Raw genomic sequence first — 22657 nt, 5'->3', positions numbered from 1 at the left:
ACATATGACCGAATATTCGCTTTTCACCTCGGAATCCGTGACCGAGGGCCATCCCGACAAGATCGCAGACCAGATCAGCGACGCCATCCTCGACGCCATTCTGGCCGAGGATGCGCGCGCCCGCGTCGCCTGCGAGACCATGGTCAAGACCGGGGTGGCGATCATCTCGGGCGAGATCACGACCAGCGCATGGGTCGATCTGGAATCGATCGTGCGCGGCGTCATCAACGATATCGGCTATACCAGCAGCGATGTCGGTTTCGACGGCGCGACCTGCTCGGTTATCAACATCATCGGCAAGCAGTCCCCCGAGATCAATATCGGCGTGGACCGCGAAAGCCTCGAGGAACAGGGCGCAGGCGATCAGGGCCTGATGTTCGGCTATGCCTCGGATGAAACCGACGTGCTGATGCCGGCGCCGATCACCTATGCGCACCGGCTGGTGGAACGTCAGTCCAAGATGCGCCGCGACGGCACGCTGTCCTGGCTGCGCCCCGATGCGAAGTCGCAGGTCACGCTGCGCTATGGCGCTGATGGCCGCCCCGAGGGGATCGACGCGGTCGTGCTGTCCACGCAGCACAACCCGGACATCGGCCTGAACGACCTGCGCGAGGCGGTGATCGAGGAGATCATCAAGCCGGTCCTGCCCTCGGAATGGCTGTCGGCGGATACGAAGTACTTCATCAACCCCACCGGCAAGTTCGTCATCGGCGGCCCGGTCGGCGATTGCGGCCTGACCGGGCGCAAGATCATCGTCGACAGCTATGGCGGCATGGCCCGTCACGGCGGCGGCGCGTTCTCGGGCAAGGATCCGTCCAAGGTCGACCGCAGCGCCGCCTATGCCGGCCGTTGGGTTGCCAAGAACATCGTGGCAGCGGGCCTTGCCAGCCGCTGCGAGATCCAGGTCAGCTATGCCATCGGCGTGGCCGAACCGACCTCGATCAGCCTCAACTGCTTTGGCACGGAAACCGTCCCGGTCGACAAGATCGTCGCGGCCGTGCGCGAGGTGTTCGACCTGCGCCCCTTCGCGATCATCCGCGACTTGGACCTGCTGCATCCGATCTATCGCCCGACCGCCAGCTATGGCCATTTCGGGCGCGATCCCTATGCGCTGGCCGGCGGGACGGCGTTCAGCTGGGAACGCACCGACAAGGCAGAGGCGCTGAAAGCCGCCCTGACCTAAGACCGAAAGGCCGCCCCCAGGGGCGGCCTTTTTTCGTCAGCCATACAGCGTCTTGGCACGAGCCTCGAAGGCGCGGACGATGCGGGACATCGCCTCGCCGAAGACCACGCCGATCAGGCGTTGCAGGATCATGTTCTTGAATTCGAAATCGACCGTGAAATCGACGCGGCAGCTGCCCTCGGGCCGGTCGGTAAAGACCCAAGCGCTGCGCAGGTATTTGAACGGGCCGTCCAGATAGTCGATGTCGATCCGCAGCCGGCCCTGTTCATCACGCGGCCACAGGATCACATTGCTGCCGAAACGCTCGCGGAAGACCTTGAAGCTGATCACCAGATCGGCCTTGATCACCGTCGCGCCGTCCGGACGTTCGCTGCGCGACCTGATGCGTGCGGCGCTGTTCCAGGGCAGGAATTTCGGATAGCTTTCGATATCGGCCACCAGATCGAACATCTGCTGGGCGGTATAGGGCAGTTCACGATGGTCTTCTGTATGCGGCACGGGCGAGGCTCTTGAGTTTCGAGGCAGGCTCTGGTTCGGTTCGTCGCACAGCGTTTAGCAGGCGGCAAAGGCGATGAACAACCTGATCTGGCTTCTACGTGCCACGAAATGGGCACGCCACCCCCCCAGCCCCAAGATGGTCAAGCTGGTTTTCGCGATCATCCTGCTGGGTCTGGCGATTGTGCTGATCGAAAAGGCGGGCCTTTGGCCGGAATGGGCGACGATGGATCACGGCCGTGGCGTGCGCGTGCCGCATTGATCGGTCACAGGCCTGCGGCGGCGAATGTGTCGCATTGGCCCATGTCACCACTGTTGAACCCGCGCATCAGCCATTCGCGTCGCTGTGCCGAACTGCCATGCGTGAAACTGTCGGGCATGGGGGTGCGCCCCGCGCTTGACTGGATGACGTCATCGCCGACGGCATGGGCCGCGCCGATCGCCTCTTCCAGATCGCCTTCTTCCAGGGTGCCGAAACGCTCACTCGCCTGCCGCGCCCAGATACCGGCATAGCAATCGGCCTGCAATTCGGTCAGGACCGACAGCGCATTGGAATCCGCCTGACTGACCCGGCCGCGCAAAGAGTTGACCTGTTGCAGCGTGCCTTCAAGGTTCTGGATATGATGGCCGACCTCGTGGGCGATGACATAGGCATAGGCGAAATCCCCGCCCGCGCCCATCTTCTGCCGCATGAGATCGAAGAAATCGGTGTCCAGATAGACCTTGCGATCATTCGGGCAGTAGAACGGCCCCATCGCCGAGGACGCGCCCCCGCAGGCCGACTGAACCACGCCGCTGAACAGGACCAGCGTCGGATCGGCATAGTCGCGCCCGGCCTGTGCCGGCAGGACATCGGACCACACCTCTTCGGTGTCGGCCAGCACGACCGAGACGAATTCCCCGTAAGCCCGATCCGCCTCGCTCAGTTGGGCGGACTGGCGTCCGGCCTGTTGCGGGCCGCCCTGATCCAGCCCCTGCACCACGGGCGAAATGTCGATGCCGAAGAAATACCCGAAGGCCAGAACCACCAGCATCCCGACGATGCCGACCCCGCCCGCGCCGCCGGCACGCATGCCGCGCCGATCCTCGATATTGCGGCTGCCCCGCCTGCCACGCCATTTCATCTGTCTACCCATCCTTCCCGACCGCCCGCGCGGCTGCGATCCAACCGCCCGATCGTCGGACCGGTTCCGATCAAACCGGCGTGCAGCGCGGACACAATGATGATCACAGCCCCGCGACATCATGGCAAGATGCTTGACGCCCGCGCCCGGCTGCGGTCAACCCGCTGGCAAGAAACGAAAGGGACATCATGCTGCGCAGGCTTTACGACTGGACCATGGGGCTTGCCAGCCATCGCAATGCCACCCCTGCCCTGTTCGGGGTCAGCTTCATCGAAAGCTCGATCTTTCCGATTCCGCCGGATGTGCTGATGATCCCGATGGTCATGGCCAACCGCGCACGCGCCTGGATCGTGGCCAGCGTCGCCACGCTGGGATCGGTGCTGGGCGCGTTGCTGGGCTACTGGATCGGATGGGCGCTGATGGACAGCGTCGGGCAATGGGTCCTGGCTGCCTATGGCAAGGAACAGGCCTATGAACATCTGACCGCGCAATTCGCGATCTATGGCGGCTGGGCGGTGCTGTTCGCGGCGCTGACGCCCTTTCCGTTCAAGGTGATCACGATCTTTTCCGGCGCGGTGGGCTTTTCCCTGCCGCTGTTCATCCTGACCTCGGTCATCGGGCGGGCGGCGCGATTCTTTGTCGTCGCGGGCCTGCTGTGGCGGTTCGGACCGCCGATCCGCAGCTTTATCGAGGAACGGCTGGGCCTTGTCTTCACCATCTTCATGGCCTGCCTGATCGGCGGCTTTGTCGCATTGAGGTATCTATGACTGGACGGAAACTGTCACTGCTGGCCGGTGCCGGCTCTGCCGGGCTGCTGATCGCGGCGCTGGGATTCCAGGCGGCGGGCTATGCCCCGTGCGAATTGTGCATCCTGCAACGCTGGCCGCATGTCGCCGCCGTGCTGATCGCGGGGCTGGTCTGGCTGACCGGGTGGGTCCGCGCATTCGCGGTGCTGGGCATGGCCGCGGCAGGTATCGCAATGGGGCTTGCGATCTATCACAGCGGCGTCGAAATCGGGTGGTGGCCCGGCCCTGAACATTGCAGCGGCGGTCTGGGCAATATCGGCGCCATGTCGGCCAGCGACCTGATGGCCCGGATCGAGGCCGCCCCTGTCGTGCGCTGTGACGAGGTGTCCTGGCGCTTTCTGAGCCTGTCCATGGCCAGCTGGAACGCCATTTTCTCGGGCATTCTGGCGGTGATCTGGGGCCTGGCCGCGATCCGTGGCCGCAAGACGGTCTGAAACGCGGCGAAAATCGGGAAAAGCAGGGGGGCAAGATTGCCCCCTGCATCCACGTCGGCTATACCGAAACCCAACAAGATGTTGAGGAAATTCCGTGGCTGACACCCCAGAAGACGACCTGCCGGAAACGCCCGAAACCGGTGACGAAACGGGCGCACCCGAACGCCAAGTCATGCATCACGACGGCCCCGTGATCGACATCTCGTCCGAGATGCGGACATCCTATCTGGATTACGCCATGTCGGTGATCGTCAGCCGCGCGATCCCGGATCTGCGCGACGGGCTGAAGCCGGTGCATCGCCGCATCCTGTATGCGATGAACGAAACCGGCAATACCGCCGACAAGCCCTATCGCAAATCCGCCCGCCCGATCGGCGATGTCATGGGTAAATACCACCCCCATGGTGACAGTGCGATCTATGACGCGCTGGTGCGGATGGCGCAGGATTTCTCGATGTCGCTGCCCTTGCTGGACGGTCAGGGCAACTTCGGTTCGATGGATGGCGATCCCCCCGCCGCCATGCGCTATACCGAAGTGCGGATGGACAAGCCCGCCAATTATCTGCTGATGGATATCGACAAGGACACGGTCGATTTCCAGGACAACTATGACGGCAAGGACCGCGAGCCGACGGTTCTGCCGGCGCGGTTCCCGAACATGCTGGTCAACGGGGCGGGTGGCATTGCCGTCGGCATGGCCACGAACATCCCGCCGCACAATCTGGGCGAGGTGGTCGATGCGACGTTGGCCCTGATCGACAACCCCGATCTGCCGACCGAGCGGATCATGGAATTCATCCCCGGCCCCGATTTTCCGACCGGCGCCATGATCCTGGGCCGTTCGGGCGCGCGCAAGGCGTATCTGGATGGGCGCGGCAGCGTCATCATCCGCGCCAAGACCCATATCGAGGAACCGCGCAAGGACCGCTTTGCCATCGTCATCGACGAAATCCCCTATCAGGTGAACAAGGCCAACCTGATCGAACGGATCGCCGATCTGGCCAAGGAAAAGAAGGTCGAAGGAATTTCCAGCGTTCAGGATGAATCCGACCGCCACGGCGTACGTGTCGTCATCGAACTGAAGCGCGACGCGACCCCCGATGTGGTGCTGAACCAGCTGTTCCGCTTTACGCCCATGCAGACCAGCTTTGGCTGCAACATGCTGGCACTGAACGGCGGCAAGCCCGAGCAGCTGACCCTGCGCGACTTCCTGACCCATTTCATCAGCTTCCGCGAAGAGGTCGTCGCCCGCCGCACCGCCTATGAACTGCGCAAGGCGCGGGAACGGGCGCATGTTCTGTGCGGTCTGGCCGTTGCCGTCAGCAATGTCGATGAGGTCGTCGCCACCATCCGCAGCAGCGCCGACGCCGCCGAGGCCCGCGAGCGGCTGATGTCGCGCCGCTGGCCCGCCCATGACATCGTCGAATATCTGAAACTGATCGACGATCCGCTGCATCCGGTCAATGACGACGGTACCTACAACCTGTCGGAAACGCAGGCCCGCGCCATTCTTGACCTGCGTCTGCAGCGCCTGACCCAGATCGGCGTTCAGGAAGTCACGGATGAGCTGAAGACGCTGGCCGACGACATCCGCGAATATCTGGCCATTCTGGCGTCGCGCGAACGGATCATGGCGATCATCGCCGATGAGCTGCGCGAGGTGAAGGACGCCTTCGCCGTGCCGCGCCGCACCGAGATCACCGAATGGTCCGGCGACATGATGGACGAGGACCTGATCGAGCGCGAGGACATGGTCGTCACCATCACCTCGGGCGGGTATATCAAGCGCACGGCGCTGGCCGAATTCCGCGCGCAGCGTCGCGGCGGCAAGGGCCTGTCCAGCATGGCGACCAAGGAAGACGACGTGGTCACGACTCTGTTCGTCGCCAACACGCACACCGAACTGCTGTTCTTCACCACCGATGGCATGGTCTATCGACTGAAGACATGGCGCCTGCCGCTTGGCGGGCGGACCGCGCGTGGCAAGGCCATCGTCAACATCCTGCCGATCGAGCCCGGCGTTTCCATCGCGGCACTGCTGCCGATGGATGCACCCGAGGCGGAATGGGACAATTATCAGGTCATTTTCTCGACCGATCAGGGTGATGTGCGCCGCAACGCGCTGTCGGACTTCACCAATATCAAATCCAACGGCAAGATCGCGATGAAGCTTCCCGACGGCGTCAGCCTGATCGGGGTGCGCATGGCGACCGAGGATGACGATGTGATGCTGTTCACCGCGATGGGCCGGGCGATCCGGTTCCCGACCACGGCAGTCCGGGTATTCAAGGGCCGGGATTCGACCGGCGTGCGGGGCATCCGTCTGGCCGATGGCGACGGCGTGGTCAGCATGTCGGTGATCCGCCATTTCGAGGCCGATCCCGCCGAACGCGCCGCCTATCTGAAAATGCGCCGCGCGGTCGCCGGGGCGCTGGATGACGGGGCCGAGGCCGATGAGGACGAAGAAACCGTCGCCGAAGGCAACATCACCCAGGAACGCTATGCCGAAATGTCGGCGGCCGAGGATCTGATCCTGACCATCACCGCCAAGGGCGCGGGCAAGATCAGCAGCAGCCACGATTATCCGGTCCGTGGCCGCGGCGGTCAGGGCGTGATGGGCATGGACAAGGCCATGCGCGGCGGCCCGCTGGTTGCCAGCTTCCCCGTCGAGGGCGATGACCAGATCATGCTGGCAACCTCGACCGGGCAGTCGATCCGGGTGCCGGTCGAAGGCATCAGCTTTCGTTCGCGCAGCGCGGGCGGGGTCCGGGTCTTCAACACGACCAATGGCGAGGTCGTGGTGTCGGTCGCCCGGATTGCCGAACAGGGCGATGCCGAGCCAGAGGCCGATGCCGAGGCCGGCGGCGAGGCAGGCGACGACAGCTAATCTTCATTGCGACGGGCCGGTGCGATGCGCCGGCCCGTCGTCTATAAAAACGACAGGGAAATACTTGGACAACTCGCGGGAAACGGTTCTTCGGGAAAGGTTGCAGACAGGGTTTCTGGGCATCATCGCCTTTGGCCTGCTGCTGTTCATGCTGGTTCAGGCGCGGTTCATCCTGATTTCGCTGGCCATCGCCATTATTCTGTTTTCACTGACCACGGATGCGATCTTTGCCATCTCGCACCGGCTGAAAGTGCCGAAATGGCTGGGCACAACGCTGGCCCTGATCGGGATCACGCTGGCGATCCTGTGGATTTCGACCACCATCGTGTCACAGGTCAACGAGGTGGTGCTGACCGCGATCACCTATGCCGAACAGGCGCAGGCCGCCCTGCCCACGCTGACCGGCTGGCTTGGCCCCGAGGCACAGGAACGCGTGCTGACGGCGATTTCCAATTTCAACATCACCGGCTGGATCCGTTCGCTGGCCGGGCAGGCCTCGGGCGTGTTGTCGGGCAGCGTGCTTGTGATCCTGTTCGTCGGCTTCATGTTCGCCGAACAGGTCTGGTTCCCCACCAAGATGGAAAGGCTGATCGGTGACCCGGACCGCGCGATGGGCGTGCGCCGGATCATCGCCTCGATCATGCATCGCGTGAACCGCTATCTGGTGGTGAAGGCCGGTGTCAGCGCGGTGACCGCCGTCGCGGTCTGGCTGATCTTCACGCTGGCCGGGCTGGGCCTTGCGGGGCCGATCGCACTGTTGACCTTCATCCTGAACTTCATCCCCTCGCTGGGGTCGATCATCGCGACCGCCATCGCGGCGGTTCTGGCCTTCGTTCTGTCGGGCGATACCACGTTGACGGTCGTGGTCGGGCTGGCCTGCACGCTGGTGCAATTCGTCATCGGCAACGTTCTGGACCCGATGCTGCTGGGTCAGACGCTGCGCCTGTCCAGCTTTGGCATCATCCTGAGCCTTGCTTTCTGGGGCGCGATCTGGGGCATTCCGGGGATGTTTCTTGCGGTCCCGATCATGGTGGCCCTGATGATCGTCTGTGCCCACATCCCGTGGCTGCGCCCGGTGGCGGTGCTGTTGTCGCGCGAAGGGTTGCCCGATGACGGCAGCGAGGACGACCAGATCAGGCCCCCCACGCTGGTCGCCTGACACGACCCGATCCGGCGGCATGAAAAAAGGCGGCGCAGGGAAACTGCGCCGCCTTTTCCGTGTTCGAAAGCCGCCCCTAGCGTCCGTCGCCGTCGCCGCCCGCGTCGGGCATGTCGGCACCGTCATCGGCATCGTCAAAGGCGATCCGAGGGTCCGGGCGCGGGGCGTCCTGACGGGTTTGTGCGATGGGCTTGGGCTGATCTTCCCGATCCTGACGCGCCCCGTCGCCCCGCAAGGTTTCGGGATTGCGCAGCCAGATGTCTCGCTGAGCGAAGGGAATTTCAAGCCCCTCGGCCTTGAAGCGTTCCGCGATCTGGTGACAGACCTCGGACGTGACGCCCAGCCCTGCCCCCACATCCGACAGCACGGCGCGGATCTCGAATTCCAGGCTGTCGGCACCAAAGGCGCGGAACAGCACCGCGGGGGCCGGGTCGATGGTCACCAGCGGCTGATCCTCGATGATCTCCATCAGGATTTCCTGAACGCGGCGGGTGTCGCTGCCATAGGCGACGCCGACGGGAATGATGATCCGCCCGGTCTGATTGTGGCGGGTCCAGTTGGTGACCGGCTGGCTGATCAGATCGCTATTGGGGACGATCACTTCGGTCTTGTCGAAGGTTTCGACCTGCGTCGAACGGACCGAGATGCGCTTGACGATGCCTTGTTGGCCCCCCGCGCTGATCCAGTCGCCAACGCTGACTGGACGCTCGATCAGCAGGATGATGCCGGACACGAAGTTCGACACGATATTCTGCAAACCGAAACCGATACCGACCGACAGCGCACCTGCCACGATCGCCAGCGAACTGAGGTCGATGCCCGCCGAAGTGATCGCGATCAATGCCGCAATGACGATGCCCACATAGCCTATCCCGGATACGACGGCGTTCTGACCGCCCGCATCAAGCCGCGTCTTGGGCAGGATCGAGCTGCGGAACGCGCCCTGAACGCCGCGCGTGATCGAATAGCCGATCGCGAACAGCACAAAGAAGGTCAGCACGGATCCCGGTGACAGGGTGATGCCGCCAAGGCTGATCCCCTGCCGGAAATTGTTCCACATCTCGGCCAGGTCGGTGCGACGGGCACCCCAGATGACAAGGAACAGCGGGATCGACAGCAGGATCAGCGAAAACCCGATCAGCAGCGGCGCAAGCCCGTCGCGCGCGCCTTCCTGCCCGCGCTTCAGCATGTCGAACAGGTCGGCGATGAAATCCTGCAACAAGATCAGCAACGCGATCAGCGCCAGTGTCAGCGACCAGGGCCAGATCAGCACATTCGCGAATGTCACGAAGCCCATCGCGCCGATGATGACCGATGCGATCACCAGGATCCGGGTCAGCGTGCCCACGACCGACAGGATCGTATGGCGATAAGTCTGCGCCTCGCCCGAATCGACGCGGCGCAGACTGCGCAGCGCCTTGCCCAGACGGAACAGGGCGAGCCCGGCCAGCAGCACCAGCACATAATGAATGACGCCCGAACCGGCATCACTGAAAACCATCGGCACGCGGTTCTGGCTGTCCTCGACCCGCTCGTAGAGGCCCGACCCCTGCAAAAGTGCCTGCGACAGCAGCGAATGGACCGCAAAGACCAGCGACAGCATGACCGTCATGCGACGCGCGGTGTTGCGTGGCTTGGGCTGCATGGTCAGCGTGTCGTAGTTGATCGCCTTCGCCGGGAACAGCTGACGCGTCAGCCACAACCCGCTGAACAGGATCACGCCCGCAATCGGCAACGCGTCCCAGAAGGGCCGTGAATACGGACCCGGCAGATCGCTGGCGGTGATCGCGCTGATCAGCAGATACAGCCCGATCATCGGGATCGCGATTTGCCCCAGCGAGGTGACAAAGACGACCACGGCGCGCGAATGTTCAGAGGCGCGGGCCGACAGGCGCGAGGGAAGCGTATCGACCCACCAGCGACCATAGGTCAGCAGCACGATCGCGGCCGCCAGATAGGCCAGCACCTTGGGCAGTTGTGGCTTCAGCTGTTGCCAGATGGTCTGATCGGTGCTGCGATCCTCGCCTTCCAGCCACAGCCCTTCGGCCAGTTGCAGCGTGTCTTCACCCGCGGCCAGCCAGCTGGACGGCAAAAGCGGCGAAGGCGACACCCGCGCCAATGCCGTTGCCTGACGCCGCGCAGTGGCCTCGTCCATCTGCTTGATGATCGCATCCGCGCGGCTGAACGCCTCGACCGCGCTGAGACGCGGGGCCTGCAATTCGGCCAGCTGCTTTTCCAGAACCGCCCGGCGATTGGCGACTTCCTCGTCCTCAGACTCCCCTTCGGCCGGGGGATCGCCAAGGGCGGCGAGTTGTTGATTTACCGTCGAGATCCGGCCCGAATTGGCGTCCTGTGCCTGATCGAACCGGGCTCGCCATTCGACGACCTGCTGGCGCGTCTGGGCCAGCGTTTCGTTTGGGACCTCGGGCTCAGACAGCTGATCCTCGGCCTTGCTCGCAACGGTTTCCCATTCCTCATAGTTGATCGCCGTATCCTGCGCGGCCACAGGCGAGGCAATCAGCATCAACGCCGTCAGAAAGACGGCTATGAGCGCGCGTAACATGCAGTTCAGTCCTCGAATACTTCCGGAAGGTCAGAACGGCCCGATGTCATCCAGCCGGGCACGGGCAGGCCCTTGGCCCGCAGAAATTCCGGATTGAAGAGTTTCGTTTGATAGCGGTTGCCATAGTCACAAAGGATCGTGACGATGGTGTGGCCCGGCCCCATGTCGCGGGCCATGCGCATCGCGCCGGCGACATTGATCCCGGACGATCCGCCCAGGCACAGGCCTTCGTATTCCAGCAGGTCAAAGACCACCGGCAGCGCCTCGGCATCGGGAATGCGATAGGCCATGTCGGGCGTGAAGCCTTCCAGATTGGCCGTGATGCGGCCCTGCCCGATCCCCTCGGTGATCGAGCTGCCGGGGCTGTCGAATTCGCCCGTGGTATAGAACGAATACAGCGCCGCCCCTTCGGGATCGGCCAGACCGATCTTGACGCCACGTGGTTGCAGCGCCATGGCGATCCCGGCCAGTGTCCCGCCCGAACCGACGGCACAGATAAAGCCATCGACCTTGCCATTCGTCTGATCCCAGATTTCCGGCCCGGTGGTTTCGACATGCGCCTGACGGTTCGCGATGTTGTCGAACTGGTTCGCCCAGATCGCGCCATTCGGCTCGGTCTTGGCCAGTTCCGCCGCCAGACGACCCGAATAGCGCACATAGTTGTTGGGGTTCTTGTAAGGGGCTGCCGGCACCTCGACCAGGGTGGCCCCGGCCAGACGCAGCATGTCCTTTTTTTCCTGGCTCTGGGTTTCGGGGATCACGATCACCGACTTGAACCCAAGCGACGCCCCGACCAGCGCGATGCCGATACCGGTATTGCCCGCGGTTCCTTCGACGATGGTACCACCCGGCTTCAGATCGCCGCGCGCCACCGCGTCGCGGATGATGTACAATGCGGCACGGTCCTTGACCGATTGGCCGGGGTTCAGAAACTCGGCCTTGCCAAGAATCTCGCAGCCGGTTTCGTCGCTGGCGCGGTTCAGCCGGATCAGCGGCGTGTTTCCGATCGCGTCGGAAAGATCAGAGCAAATTCGCATAGGTCCGGCCTTCTGTCAGATGCGTATGTGACGTTTACCTACACATGGCCGGACCACGGGGGCAACCCCGCCACCATCTGACAACGGGCGATCGCGCCTACGGTTCCCCGGCGATCAGATCCGGCCGGTTTTCCAACCACAGCGACAGCATCGACAAGGGGCCGTTGGTGATCTGTCCGGCCATCACCATGTCGCGCAATTGCTGCCGCGACAGCAGATGCCCACGGATATCTTCGGCCTCGCTGTCCAGTCCGTGAACACCGGTCACATCGTCGGGAAGATCGGCAAGACCAACGAACATATACAGGAATTCCCCCAGCGCGCCGGGGCTTGGATAGTGATGAATGCCGGGAATCAGGCGGTCGATCTGCAAGGCCGCCTCTTCCCTGGCCTCGCGCAGGGCCGCCGCCTCGACGGTTTCGCCCGCATCCACGCGGCCCGCGATCGGTTCCAGTAGCCAAGGCTGCGGATCCTGCCGCAAGGCGGGGGCAAGGCGGAACTGCTCGATCACCAGGACCCGGTCGCGCACCGGATCATAGGGCAGCACGACCACCGCATCGCCCGAAACGAAGCCCTCGCGCGTCATCGGCTGGGTCATGCCGCCATCATGGGTCCGGTGGGTCAGCTGCCATTTGCGGATGGCGAAATACCCGGCATAGGGCTGTTCGTAATGGCTGACGCGGATATCGCCCGGCCCGCGCGGCGCCACCACATTCCCACCGCTGCGCGGCCCCGCCGCCGCACGCAGGCAGCTAGAGGCCCAGACCCCCATCATCGGCAACCGCGCCGCGATGCGATCCGCGGCCAGATCCGCAGGCTCGGCCAGGATCATCCGCACCAATTCGGCCAACAGATCCCCCTGCCGATCCGCAATCCAAACCCCGTAGGCCCGCCCATCGCACGCCCCCAGGGCAGGCTGCCCGTCGATCCGAATTTCATGCAGGCCCATCACCGCCGCAAAGCGATGCAATTGCGCGTTCGGTTCAACCCTGCGGGCGGCGATCTGGCCGTTACCAGCGCCATAGACGGGCCAGTCGCCGCGCTGCAACCCATGACGGTCCGCACCGGACAAGGACCCGGGCAGGGTCAACACCTCGCCCCGAACGCCCAAGGCATCGCAGACCGCAGGCTCGGCCAAGGGCCCGATCAACAGCACAGGATTTGTCACAACTCGCGCCCTCTCATCTGTGTGGCGAACGCAAAACCCATATTATGCGAGGTTTCGGTGAACAACCGATCAAAACCCGCCGACAGAACCCGTGACAGGGCGTGCCCCGCATCCGAAGCCTGAAAGCGGATATACGCCTCCAGATCCGCATCGCTCAGCGGTGAATAGGCCAGAAACAGATAGGACAGCATCCAGCTTTCGACATCCTCGCGTATCTGCGCCTCCTGGCCCCAGACATCGGCAAGCAGCTGCTGTTCGCTCATCGGCATCTGGTAGCCGCCCGCCTCTTCGTAGCCAAAGGAAAAGGCCAGCGCCGCATTCATCGCCCCGGCGACATTCAGGTCCAGAAGATCGCCCGACTCGATAAAGCGCAGGATCTGGTCGACCCGCGGATCGTCACTGGCCTGCGCAAAGGCGAAATCGCTTTCGGCATCCTCTTCGGCGGCGGGGTCCAGAACCACCTCGCGCGCCGACAGTTCCAGCCCGATCACACGCTGTCCCAGCGCGGTCGCATAGAAATCCAGCGCCCGGCCCAGATCCTGCGGATCAACCGCTTCGACGGCCCCTGAAACGCCTTCGCGGAACAGCGATTCCAGTGTTGCCGGGTCATGGATCTCGGCGACCACATCCAGCCACAATCCGTCACCGCCGCGCGGAAAGCTGCCCTGCTCCATCGTTTCGGCCTCGGCCAGCGCCTCGGCCGCCATCACCTGCATCAGCGCATCCAGTTGCAGAACCTGCCACAGGCGTTGCGAATCCGCCCGTGGCTGCGCCTCGGCCAAGGTCGAATGGCACAGCGCAAGACCGGCTGCCGCGCCAATCCAAGCTCCAGAAAATCGGGTCATCCTGCGCCCTTCGATACGAATTTCGCGATTTTTCGTCGAAACCCCCTTGCGCTTCAACCCCTACCCTTCTAAATCCCCGCCACCACCCAAGAAAGCGCGGAGAGGTGCCGGAGTGGTCGAACGGGGCGGTCTCGAAAACCGTTGAGCCTGCAAGGGTTCCGTGGGTTCGAATCCCACCCTCTCCGCCACTTGCCCTCGCGAAATCGTGCTCCCGATCCGTCCGCGGCCGGATTTTCTCGTTGTTTTCGGGGGTTATACGGGTGATGTTGAGCACCGAGCCTGCTGCCAGGAGGCCCGAAAGTGGTCTCTCCGGGCCGATATTCTCCGGACCTCTCGACTGCATTGGTTCGGTGTAGAGCCTGCATGCTATTGAAAAAACAACAAAAGTATCGCTCAAACCTGCACACTTTGACGACAGTCGCATCTGCGGGGAAGGAACAGAAATCGGACCGATCCGACGACGCTAGTTGGGTGACCGATGTGCGCGCCCCATGTTCTCTCTTTGTACCGAACCGCCCATGTGTTAGCTTTTCAAGCAAAATCATTGAGGTGGCAGTTGGCGCAGAAATCAGAAATCGAATGGACGGATGCCACGTGGAACCCGGTAACCGGGTGCACGAAGGTCGGTCCCGGGTGTGACAACTGCTATGCTGAGCGGTTTGCAGAGCGCTGGCGGGGAATCGTCGGACACCCCTACGAGCAGGGCTTCGACCTGACACTATGGCCATCGAGGCTGAAGCAGCCGACGCTCTGGAAAAAGCCGCGGATGATCTTCGTGAATTCGATGAGCGACCTGTTCCACAAGGACATCGACCGCGTTTTCGTCGACCAGGTGTTCGATGCAATGGAAGCGGCGGACTGGCACGTTTACCAAGTGCTCACCAAGCGCAGCTCGCTTATGCGCAACTACGTCCGGAAGCGATATGAGGGTGGCCAAGTCCCGCGTCACATCTGGCTCGGCGTTTCGGTCGAGGACGCGGCGCATAGCAGCCGGATCGAGTACCTGAAGCAGATCAATTCCGACGCACGTTTCATCTCGTTTGAGCCGCTCCTCGGACCAATCGAGGACGTCGACCTGCAAGGTGTCGCGTGGGCTATCGTTGGAGGAGAGAGCGGGCCTCGCGCTCGACCGATGGAGGAAGGCTGGGCCCGGAAAATTCGGGACCTCTGCGACCGTGACGATGTGGCATTCTTCTTCAAACAGTGGGGCGGCGCCAGGCCGAAATCCGGCGGCCGACTTCTAGACGGAGAAGAGTGGAATGGGTTTCCCTGGCAGGTCGTTCCCGAGCCAATGCTTCGCGCTCTTCAGCCCGAGGATGCCTGATGCCGCCGCGGATCGAGAATTACCAAGGGCGCGAGCAATCCTTCATTAAGCACCTGTTTCTCAACAAGTATCTCGAGTCTGCGGCCTACAAGCTTTTCCAGGGTAGATCACCGATCTTCAACTTCGTTGATGCGTTTGCGGGTCCCTGGCGGGTTTCAGACACGAACATGTACTCGGACGCCTCGTTCTCCCAAGCCATCGAGACATTGGAAACCGTGCGCCGGTCATTGCTCGACATGGGGCGCAGCGGGCTGAAAGTTCGCTTTCGATTTTGCGAACGCAATCCTGCTTCTGTCGCAAAGCTACAAGAATTCGCGGCTGACAAACCAGAATTCGATATTCGGGTTTTTTCGGACGCTTTCGAAGACAACCTGGACGATATTCGGTCTGCCTGCCAAAGCGGCTTTACCTTTACATTCATCGACCCTACCGGATGGAATGTCGAGTCTGCCAAGGTCTTTCACTTTCTGCGGAGCCTGAACGGCGAATTCCTTTTCAACTTCATGGCCGAAGAGGTGAACAGGCATGCCGGCTGGGATGGTGTCTCGGCTTCTGTCGGCCGTTTCTTGGCGGATCCTGTCTGGAAGGATGCTTTCGAAGCGATGCCGGAGGACTCCTCCAACGAAGCCAAGATCCTGCAGCTCCTTAAGGCCAAGATGAGGGAGGCCCGGGCCGCCACGTATCTTACTGATATGGCCATTCGGAAACCGCGTGAAGATAGGATCAAGATGAGGCTAATCCTAGGCACCCACAGCGGAGTCGGCGTCGAGGTTTTCCGGACAATTCAGGAAAAAGTGGAAAAGGAAGCCGTCCGCACGCGCCATACCATTGAGACGGTGGAAAGCGGACAGTCGCAGCTATTTCCAGAGGACCAGATCATCGCGTTCGAAACCGATCGCGACGGGGTCGGATGCTCTGGTCACATCGGGCGGGCTACGGAACTCCTGCTGCGGACGGTGTCGCAGAGACCGGGTATCGCATTCGGGCCACTCGCCAGCGAGGTGATGGAGCAGGTGCCCGTCCGTAGAACTCATCTTAACAAGATTGCTGTGGAACAGCGAAATGAAGGACGACTGAGCTTCTCTTTTTCCGGCACAAAAAAGACTCCAAAATCAACCACACGCCTGTGGCCGCCCGCAGATTGAATAGCCGGGTGTCGGTTCGGCAATGCGTCTCACTCACCAATTGGAAGGTTTGGTAGCATCCCTCGAATGCTTTTCATAACATCAACGTCTCGGGAAACCTTGTGAACGCTCTTTTCATCGAACACTTTCGCGGAATTTGCCCTGAACAGAGCGTCTGGAGTGCTGCAATAATTCCTCGAAAACTCATCGATACCAAGATTTCGCGATGGCGATCCCTTTCCACCCCTCATTAAATTGTTGCACTCCCAATGGGACACGTCATCATAGGGAACCAGTCTCGCAACAATCATCACCTCTCCAAATCTCTTGACCAGCACGCAAAAATAGAAGTTACATTCTCCAAATAGCTCTCTATGCTTCCGGTCATTTATCGCAAAAAATTTTCTATTGCTGCCTGCCTGGAATGTTTTGGCATCAAGGCAAACAATTTCGCCATTATTATTGAGAATCCTGGCATCCGGCCCCGTCACGCCGGCGCCACCGTCTGGAGCGAAGATGTGTTCCCGGATATAGTCGACGCATTCGCCGGCGCCAACTTCGATCGCCTTTCTGAGGAGGAAAAGCTCCGCCAGCGCTCCAAGGAGGTCTACGGGGTGTTGTTGCAGAACTCATCAGCTTCCGGGATTCACGGCGTGAATCCGGTGGGTTAAAAGCCTGCCATGAGCAAGCCCGAACCTGCCCGGTACCGTACGACCAACTGGAAATCCTATAACGACGCGCTGAAGCGGCGCGGATCGCTGCTTGTCTGGCTAGACCGGGACGTGGACTGGCTTGCGCCGAAGGCAGGCAAGCCCGGACGTCCGCCGGTCTTCTCCGACGCCGCCATCCAGTTCTGCCTGATGATCAAGGTGCTCTTCGGCCTGCCGCTTCGGCAAACGACCGGAATGGTCGCCAGCATCCTCAAGATGGCTGGTCTGGACTGGCCGGTACCGGACTTCTCCACGCTCAGCCGCCGCCAGAAGACAATCGCGGTCCAGCTTTCGTCGCGCCGGGCTCCGGGCCCTCTGGACCTGCTGGTGGACAGCACCGGGATCAAGTTCCTGGGCGACGGAGAGTGGCTGGCGAGGAAGCATGGCACCCACCGCCGTCGCCAGTACCGCAAGGTCCATCTGGCGATGGACACGGCGACCGGCGACATCCGGGCGGTGGAATTCACCTCTAGCTGCGCGGGCGACAGCCCCGTGCTCCCTGATCTTCTGGACCAGATCCCGAAAGACGAGGACATCGGCACCGTTACCGGTGATGGCGCCTTCGACACTCGCCGTTGCCATTCGGCGATCCTCGCGCGCGGTGGCACAGGGATCATTCCCATCCGCAGAAATGGCCGCCTCTGGAAGGAAGATTGCCCCGCCGCCTTGGCCCGCAACGACATCCTGAGGGCAACCCGGCGCCTCGGCCGGACGATCTGGAAAAGGTGGTCCGGCTATCATGTCCGCAGCCGGGTCGAGGCCCGGATGAGGAACCTGAAATCCTTCGGCGAGCGGATCGCCTCGAGGGACCCCGACCGCCAGACAGCCGAGATCCACATCCGCGTGGCCTTGATGAACCGCTTCAACGCCCTCGGCACCGCCGAGATCGAACGCGTGGCCTGACCTCAGCTGGGGAAAGGGCCATCATGTGCTGAAGTCGACTTCTGCAACAATGCCGAGTTGGTTTCCCGATGCAAATATCCTTAAGCACTGGCCCTATATCGAGAATGCCGAGCAGCGGCAGATATTTGAGCATGGCATCCGCGCGATGAACATCTATCCGGGGGTTGAAGCGTATACCGCCTGTTTCCACCCCGACAACATCGTCGCGGCCGACGCCGATTTTCGCCGCAATACCGAGCTCCTCCAGAAGCTATTTGCAGACGGAGGGCGTCGCGGGGTTCCGGCCTTCGCACTGAACGGCGAGTTGCTGGACCTGCCAGCGGCCTCGCGCGAGGATGTCCTGATTGAAAGGCTTGAGGCACTGGAATGAGCGGCAAGGAACGGCACTCAACCTTACAGGCGCTGGCGGGGATGGGCCAAGCGTTCCTCATCCAGTTAACGCGGCTGAGCAGGAGGTATTGACTGTGCTGTCGGCCATCTTCCACCGCCCCCGCGCAGGACGGTCTCCGGAGTGGGCATGCAGCCGCTCACATAACACTGCTTCCCCCTCGATCCCGCTAGGCTCCGGTGCGACTGCCTCAACCACTTTATTTGAGTCAGAAGGTTAATGCGAGGGAATGAACATCGATCACGAAATTCGAGTTTCGGAACCGATTGGCCCGTCGAATACATACCACGAAATTCGGATGCCCTAACAATTTGGGAGATTGGTTCGTGCAGAAACTCATTGCTCTGGTTGGTTTTGTAACTGCCGCACTGGCCTTGCCGGCCGCTCCGGCAACGGCCGACCCTTGGACCGAGATCGACCTCGTGACCCTGCCGGACTTGCCGGATCCCTCGGGCCGCCCGGGATGGTACACGGCCCCGGATCTTCCGGCCATCGCCGAGGTGCCCGCGCATCCGGAATACGGCAGGCTCTTCGCTCTGATCCCGCAGGGCAAACGCGATGAGCGCAAAAGGTACCGCCCGAGCTATGTCAAGCGCCTCGGGGATTCCTGCATCCTCGTCGAGACGGTGATCCTTGCCGGCGACTACGGAGAGCTACTTGCGAGCGTCGCCCAGAACCCGCCGCCGCAGCCGTTGGGGACCCGTCATATCTGGTACGCCGGGCCGGAGCCCCGGGTGATGCAGCTGGCCTGGCTGATGCGCCTGATGGACGGCTTCGACGGCATGGAGGCGGCCTGCCCGGAGATCCATCGCCTGTTCCGGACGGTCGATGAGGAATACAACCTTGTCGCAGCCTTTCTCACCGGTCCGGGCATGCCGATCCACCCGATCGAGAAGTCCGTCTTCCTCGAGCGCGTTCCGCCAGCGCCATCCCCCGAGCCGGTCGTCCACGCGGGCGCGGCGCGCCAGATCGCGGACCGACTGGATGTGAGCGGTGATGTCGTCGCTCAGTTCGTCAAATACGCTGCGGCTCTCGGAATTGCAGAGGACGAGATCACGAGATCGATCTTCAGCGGCGCGTTCGTGCCGGACCTCGATGATCTGCGACTGGTGCTGCTGACCCTCGGTGACGTCGACTGCGATGCGGCCTTCGCCCGTCTGATTGAGGATCCCTATGCGACGCTCGGGCAGGTCGAGAACTTTGACTGTGGGATCGGCGAGACCGCCCGCCCGGGTGCGCATCACGAGGCCTGGAACGCCCGCTTCGGCACCCCCGCCGACGAGGATATCTTCGTTCTGACTTCACGGCTCTACTACCTGATGACCCGAAACCGGCCTGATCCGCGCTGGGTGAACCAGTCGTGGCCGGAAGGCGCCGCATCGGATGAGGCCCAGGAGCTCATGGCCGAGGTCGCGCTGTAGTCCGCGCCCTATCATTTTCTGTGGTCGGACCAGGGCAATCCGCGCCGGAACCTTCTGTCCCGGTACGATGACATGCGGGCTGCCTATCTCGCTGGCCTTCCGGCACGGGTTTCGCCGGGGCAACTGGCTTTCGTCGGGCTGGTCGCGGACGCCAGCGCGATCGACGCGGCCGGGCCGGATTGGCCCGGAAGCATTCTCACGCTCTTTCTCCATGGCGACTGGAACAGGATCGATTGGATTGGGCGGGCACGTTTCATCAGCGCAAATGGGGGCTCGATGACCAATTGGAAACAGGTGGCCAGCCAGAGTGGTGGCGCAAACAGCCAGCGCGCCTTCGCGGACATCGCCGCGCAGTGGGCGTTGGCGCGATACGCGGTTCTTGGCGATTGCGGCGATCCGGTAACGACAATGATCCACACGTCGACCCCGGTCACCGACTGGTACCGCGGCCGCAGCTTCGAAAGTCGCGAATATGGGTCAACGTCGGAGACGGAATTCACCGCGCTGGCCGGGTTCGCTGATATCCTCATCGCTGCGCCGGGGACGCTGCGCGCAGATATCGGCCGGTTCGAGCGGATCGCCGAAGCGATGGGCTGCGACAGCGACACGCGCCGCGCAATGGAGGGCAACATGCGGGCGTATTTCGACGGTCGTCTCCCGGTCTTCCGCTCGGGGCTGTGAGGTCCTCCCCGGCTGGCCGGCTCAGGGCCGCCATGGGATGAAGTCGCGCCGTTCGGCGAACGCCACGAGGTTGTCCTCGACTACGCGGCGCGAGGGGTGGTTGCACCCCATCGCGCGGACCTCCTCAATGAAGAGGTCGCTGTCATCCACACCGGTGCGTCGGATGTAACGGGCGAACTGACGTGGGATGTCGATATAGACATCGAAACCTTCGGTACGATCCACGACCCGGCCCGACAAAGTTCGCGTTTCGGTTCCTGACACGGACCTCAGAAAGGTCTTCACAATACGGTCGCCGCAGGCGCCCAATTCTCTGAAACGCGTCACCGCGTAGCTGGCCGCAAACAGGTTTCGTCGGTTCCCGATGATCCCCGCTCTGATCTCTTCTGCCCTGCCCGGAGCCAAAAGCCCAATCGTTGCCGAGATCTTGCCGGCATATTCGCGTTCGACCATCTCGCGCAGCTCGGCGTCGAGCGTGTCGAAGTCGCCGTGGACAAGATGCAGTAGCAGGCTGTTCTCGGGAAAGATCTTGGCAAGCTCGGCGGGGGCCATCTCCCGGGTCAGCCGCTCTGCCGCCTCCTGTCGCTGCGCCGCGAGCCGAGTCTCGGCCTCGAGCCTCTGCTCCTCAAGTCGCGCGGCCTCGAGGGCACGTTCTCGCGCAATCTCTGCCGCCCGCGCCGCACTCTGCTGGCCAATTTCCAACTGCTCGGCGGCAAGCGCCGCCATCCGTTCCCTGTCAAAAGTAGCCTGCGCCATGCAGGCAAGCGGCTCGGGATACTGGCGGCAGCTGCTGTCGCGCCATTCAACCCATGCTTCGGGTGTTTGGTAGATCCGCGCGAATGTCTCCAGGGATTGCGGATAGGGTGACAGGGCGGTGGTGGCCGCCATCCACTCGGACGCATACGCATCAGCCGTTCTCTGCGCCTGCGAGACAAGTGTCTGCTCCCGCGATGCGGCTTCGGCTGTCAGCCGCTCTTCGACGGCCTTGGCCTCGGCTTCCGCCGCAGCGATCTGGGAGGTGTTCCGGGTCCGCGCCGCGTCCTCTGCACGTCGAACCAGCGAGCGAACATCCTCATCCAATGCCCCCTCTCCGGGGCCTTCCATCTTCGGCGGCAATCCAGCCATGCCGCGGATCGACTCCGTCGACATGGTCAGCGCCTGGCGCACACAAGACAGATCGTCCGCACATCGCTCGAGCGCCCGCGACAACATCGATCTGTCAACCTTGTCTGCCGCGGCCATCCCCGGATCCGCCTGGATCATTTCCCGCGCAGAGGCTATGCGGTCCGTCGCCAAAGCGTCGATGGAAGGGTCAGCGCAACGTGCGGGCTTGACGTTGCCGTCGCAGCCCAGCAGCGCTGCGATCTCGGCAGCGTCCGCCTGCGCTGGAGTATCCGCTTGTGGCGCCTCGGTTTCGGGGGGTGCCAGCACAGGAGCATCGGTAGGCTCCGGATATGCCCAGCCACGCAGAGTTCCAACCTGCTCGGCCACCGCAGTGATCAGGCAGACCCGATCCCCGCCGCAGGACAAGACCGTGTCGCGATAGGCGGTATCTTGATCGACCATTGCGCCCGTACCGAGAGAACGCTGCGCCTCAGGCCAGGCAGCGTCCAAAGCGTCTCGCAACACGAGAATGGTAGGATCGCTGCAGTAGAGATGCGTGCTGCCGACCGAACACCCGATGACGGATGCGACCTGATCGGCAACGGAAGGCGTAGGGTGGTAAAGGACCGCCACAAAACCAAGAAGCGCTGCCCTCGAGGCCGTCCGTCGGACGGTCCGGCGCTTGCGCGAAAGCCGCTCCCCGGTGCTGACGGCGTTCACGGCCTTGTCATCGTCAAGGGCCAAATCCCCAATAGGCTGCATGGCTCGATCCTCTGAGGTCTTGTTCACGGCTAAGACTCCGTTTCTGTGGGTTTACAACCTCATTTCTCGCCAGAGGGCTTCGAGGCGCAGGCGCAATTCGGAGCCCTCTGGTGCGCGATAACACTGGTCAAATGCCGCCCCGAATGCGTCATGCAGTTGGGGCTTTGCCTGATAATAGCTGAAATCCATGAGGCTCACGCTGGACTCTGTTGCACAAATCGGGTGATGGCCGAGGTTCCCCCTTCCCCGGACGGACTTATCCCACAGCTTCCGTGACGGGTATGCCGAGCGCGGTGTATCCGTTCAGGACGGCGATTCGGACCTGGAGTTCAGCGACCTGACGGTCGAAGTCCCGCGCCATGAGCCGCTGCCCCAGCAACTTCACACAATGCATCTTTGTCTCGACGCGGCTTCGGCGGTGGTATCCGCTCCATCGTCGCCAGAGCGCGCGGCCCAGGTATTTCACCGCGCGCAGGGCCTCGTTTCGCGCCACGGCTCCAGCGGTGATCGTCTTCCAGGGCTTCGCGTTCTTGCGGGGC

The 22657-nt window shown here is 62.5% G+C and carries 21 protein-coding genes and 1 tRNA gene; 14 read left to right on the top strand and 8 right to left on the bottom strand.

What is annotated here, in order from left to right; translation table 11 throughout:
* Window positions 1–4: 4 nt before the first annotated feature.
* A complete protein-coding gene (metK, locus tag BMX67_RS15320) occupies window positions 5–1183 on the top strand; it encodes a methionine adenosyltransferase (RefSeq protein WP_090736898.1) in 1179 nt (392 codons plus the stop codon).
* Between the two features lie 36 nt (window positions 1184–1219).
* Here the strand turns inward: metK and BMX67_RS15315 are convergent, their stop codons facing one another.
* Window positions 1220–1681, bottom strand: coding sequence for a type II toxin-antitoxin system RatA family toxin (locus tag BMX67_RS15315; protein WP_090736896.1), 462 nt, complete (start codon window positions 1679–1681; stop codon window positions 1220–1222).
* A gap of 73 nt (window positions 1682–1754) precedes the next feature.
* Between BMX67_RS15315 and BMX67_RS15310 the strand changes: the two genes are divergently transcribed.
* On the top strand, window positions 1755–1940 hold the full coding sequence (locus BMX67_RS15310) for a hypothetical protein (RefSeq protein ID WP_090736894.1): 186 nt from the start codon (window positions 1755–1757) through the stop codon (window positions 1938–1940).
* A 4-nt stretch (window positions 1941–1944) separates the two neighbouring features.
* Here the strand turns inward: BMX67_RS15310 and ypfJ are convergent, their stop codons facing one another.
* The gene (gene ypfJ / locus BMX67_RS15305; RefSeq protein WP_090736892.1) at window positions 1945–2802 is read right to left on the bottom strand and encodes a KPN_02809 family neutral zinc metallopeptidase; all 858 of its coding nucleotides are present in this window, start codon (window positions 2800–2802) and stop codon (window positions 1945–1947) included.
* 188 nt (window positions 2803–2990) lie between these two features.
* Between ypfJ and BMX67_RS15300 the strand changes: the two genes are divergently transcribed.
* The 4 genes from BMX67_RS15300 (at window position 2991) to BMX67_RS15285 (ending at window position 8088) form a co-directional block, all read left to right on the top strand.
* Entirely contained in the window at window positions 2991–3569 is a 579-nt protein-coding gene (locus BMX67_RS15300; protein ID WP_090736890.1) for a YqaA family protein, read from the top strand.
* The gene (locus BMX67_RS15295) at window positions 3566–4042 is read left to right on the top strand and encodes a disulfide bond formation protein B (protein ID WP_090736888.1); all 477 of its coding nucleotides are present in this window, start codon (window positions 3566–3568) and stop codon (window positions 4040–4042) included. The genes BMX67_RS15300 and BMX67_RS15295 overlap by 4 nt, the downstream gene beginning before the upstream one ends.
* A gap of 172 nt (window positions 4043–4214) precedes the next feature.
* Complete coding sequence (gene gyrA, locus BMX67_RS15290) at window positions 4215–6929, top strand: DNA gyrase subunit A (RefSeq protein WP_090737011.1); 2715 nt, start codon at window positions 4215–4217, stop codon at window positions 6927–6929.
* 64 nt (window positions 6930–6993) lie between these two features.
* The gene (locus BMX67_RS15285; RefSeq protein ID WP_245739482.1) at window positions 6994–8088 is read left to right on the top strand and encodes an AI-2E family transporter; all 1095 of its coding nucleotides are present in this window, start codon (window positions 6994–6996) and stop codon (window positions 8086–8088) included.
* 76 nt (window positions 8089–8164) lie between these two features.
* Here the strand turns inward: BMX67_RS15285 and BMX67_RS15280 are convergent, their stop codons facing one another.
* From BMX67_RS15280 to BMX67_RS15265, 4 genes are all read right to left on the bottom strand, one after another.
* Complete coding sequence (locus BMX67_RS15280) at window positions 8165–10651, bottom strand: mechanosensitive ion channel domain-containing protein (protein WP_090736884.1); 2487 nt, start codon at window positions 10649–10651, stop codon at window positions 8165–8167.
* Window positions 10652–10656: 5 nt separating this feature from the next.
* On the bottom strand, window positions 10657–11688 hold the full coding sequence (locus tag BMX67_RS15275; RefSeq protein WP_090736882.1) for a cysteine synthase A: 1032 nt from the start codon (window positions 11686–11688) through the stop codon (window positions 10657–10659).
* Window positions 11689–11785: 97 nt separating this feature from the next.
* Window positions 11786–12856, bottom strand: coding sequence for an NUDIX domain-containing protein (locus tag BMX67_RS15270; protein ID WP_090736880.1), 1071 nt, complete (start codon window positions 12854–12856; stop codon window positions 11786–11788).
* Window positions 12853–13701: a DUF2059 domain-containing protein gene (locus BMX67_RS15265; protein ID WP_139206552.1), complete on the bottom strand. Its 849-nt coding sequence runs from the start codon at window positions 13699–13701 to the stop codon at window positions 12853–12855. The genes BMX67_RS15270 and BMX67_RS15265 overlap by 4 nt, the downstream gene beginning before the upstream one ends.
* Window positions 13702–13799: 98 nt before the next feature.
* Here BMX67_RS15265 and BMX67_RS15260 point away from each other — a divergent pair.
* The 8 genes from BMX67_RS15260 to BMX67_RS15225 all read left to right on the top strand — a co-directional run bounded on the left by BMX67_RS15260 (window position 13800) and on the right by BMX67_RS15225 (window position 20252).
* Window positions 13800–13889: transfer RNA gene (locus BMX67_RS15260), tRNA-Ser, on the top strand.
* A 368-nt stretch (window positions 13890–14257) separates the two neighbouring features.
* On the top strand, window positions 14258–15025 hold the full coding sequence (locus BMX67_RS15255; RefSeq protein ID WP_090737009.1) for a DUF5131 family protein: 768 nt from the start codon (window positions 14258–14260) through the stop codon (window positions 15023–15025).
* Complete coding sequence (gene tcmP / locus BMX67_RS15250; RefSeq protein ID WP_090736876.1) at window positions 15025–16170, top strand: three-Cys-motif partner protein TcmP; 1146 nt, start codon at window positions 15025–15027, stop codon at window positions 16168–16170. Before BMX67_RS15255 ends, tcmP begins: the two co-directional genes overlap by 1 nt.
* A gap of 353 nt (window positions 16171–16523) precedes the next feature.
* Entirely contained in the window at window positions 16524–16820 is a 297-nt protein-coding gene (locus BMX67_RS15245; protein WP_090736874.1) for a hypothetical protein, read from the top strand.
* 9 nt (window positions 16821–16829) lie between these two features.
* Window positions 16830–17762 (top strand): IS5 family transposase, encoded by a 933-nt coding sequence (locus BMX67_RS15240; protein WP_090736872.1) that lies wholly within the window; start codon window positions 16830–16832, stop codon window positions 17760–17762.
* 25 nt (window positions 17763–17787) lie between these two features.
* Window positions 17788–18132, top strand: coding sequence for a hypothetical protein (locus tag BMX67_RS15235; RefSeq protein ID WP_139206551.1), 345 nt, complete (start codon window positions 17788–17790; stop codon window positions 18130–18132).
* Window positions 18133–18476: 344 nt separating this feature from the next.
* Complete coding sequence (locus tag BMX67_RS15230) at window positions 18477–19571, top strand: hypothetical protein (protein WP_139206550.1); 1095 nt, start codon at window positions 18477–18479, stop codon at window positions 19569–19571.
* Between the two features lie 72 nt (window positions 19572–19643).
* Complete coding sequence (locus tag BMX67_RS15225) at window positions 19644–20252, top strand: hypothetical protein (protein WP_090736868.1); 609 nt, start codon at window positions 19644–19646, stop codon at window positions 20250–20252.
* Window positions 20253–20273: 21 nt separating this feature from the next.
* Here the strand turns inward: BMX67_RS15225 and BMX67_RS15220 are convergent, their stop codons facing one another.
* Together BMX67_RS15220 and BMX67_RS15215 are read right to left on the bottom strand one after the other, a co-directional pair.
* Entirely contained in the window at window positions 20274–22145 is a 1872-nt protein-coding gene (locus BMX67_RS15220; RefSeq protein ID WP_139206549.1) for a hypothetical protein, read from the bottom strand.
* A gap of 229 nt (window positions 22146–22374) precedes the next feature.
* A partial coding sequence (locus tag BMX67_RS15215) for a transposase (protein ID WP_342707925.1) occupies window positions 22375–22657 on the bottom strand: 283 nt, incomplete at its 5' end.

The organism is Paracoccus homiensis (assembly GCF_900111675.1).
GTDB lineage: Bacteria > Pseudomonadota > Alphaproteobacteria > Rhodobacterales > Rhodobacteraceae > Paracoccus > Paracoccus homiensis.
The sequence above is the reverse complement of the archived record's forward strand: the minus strand, read 5'-3'. Positions and strand labels throughout refer to the sequence as shown.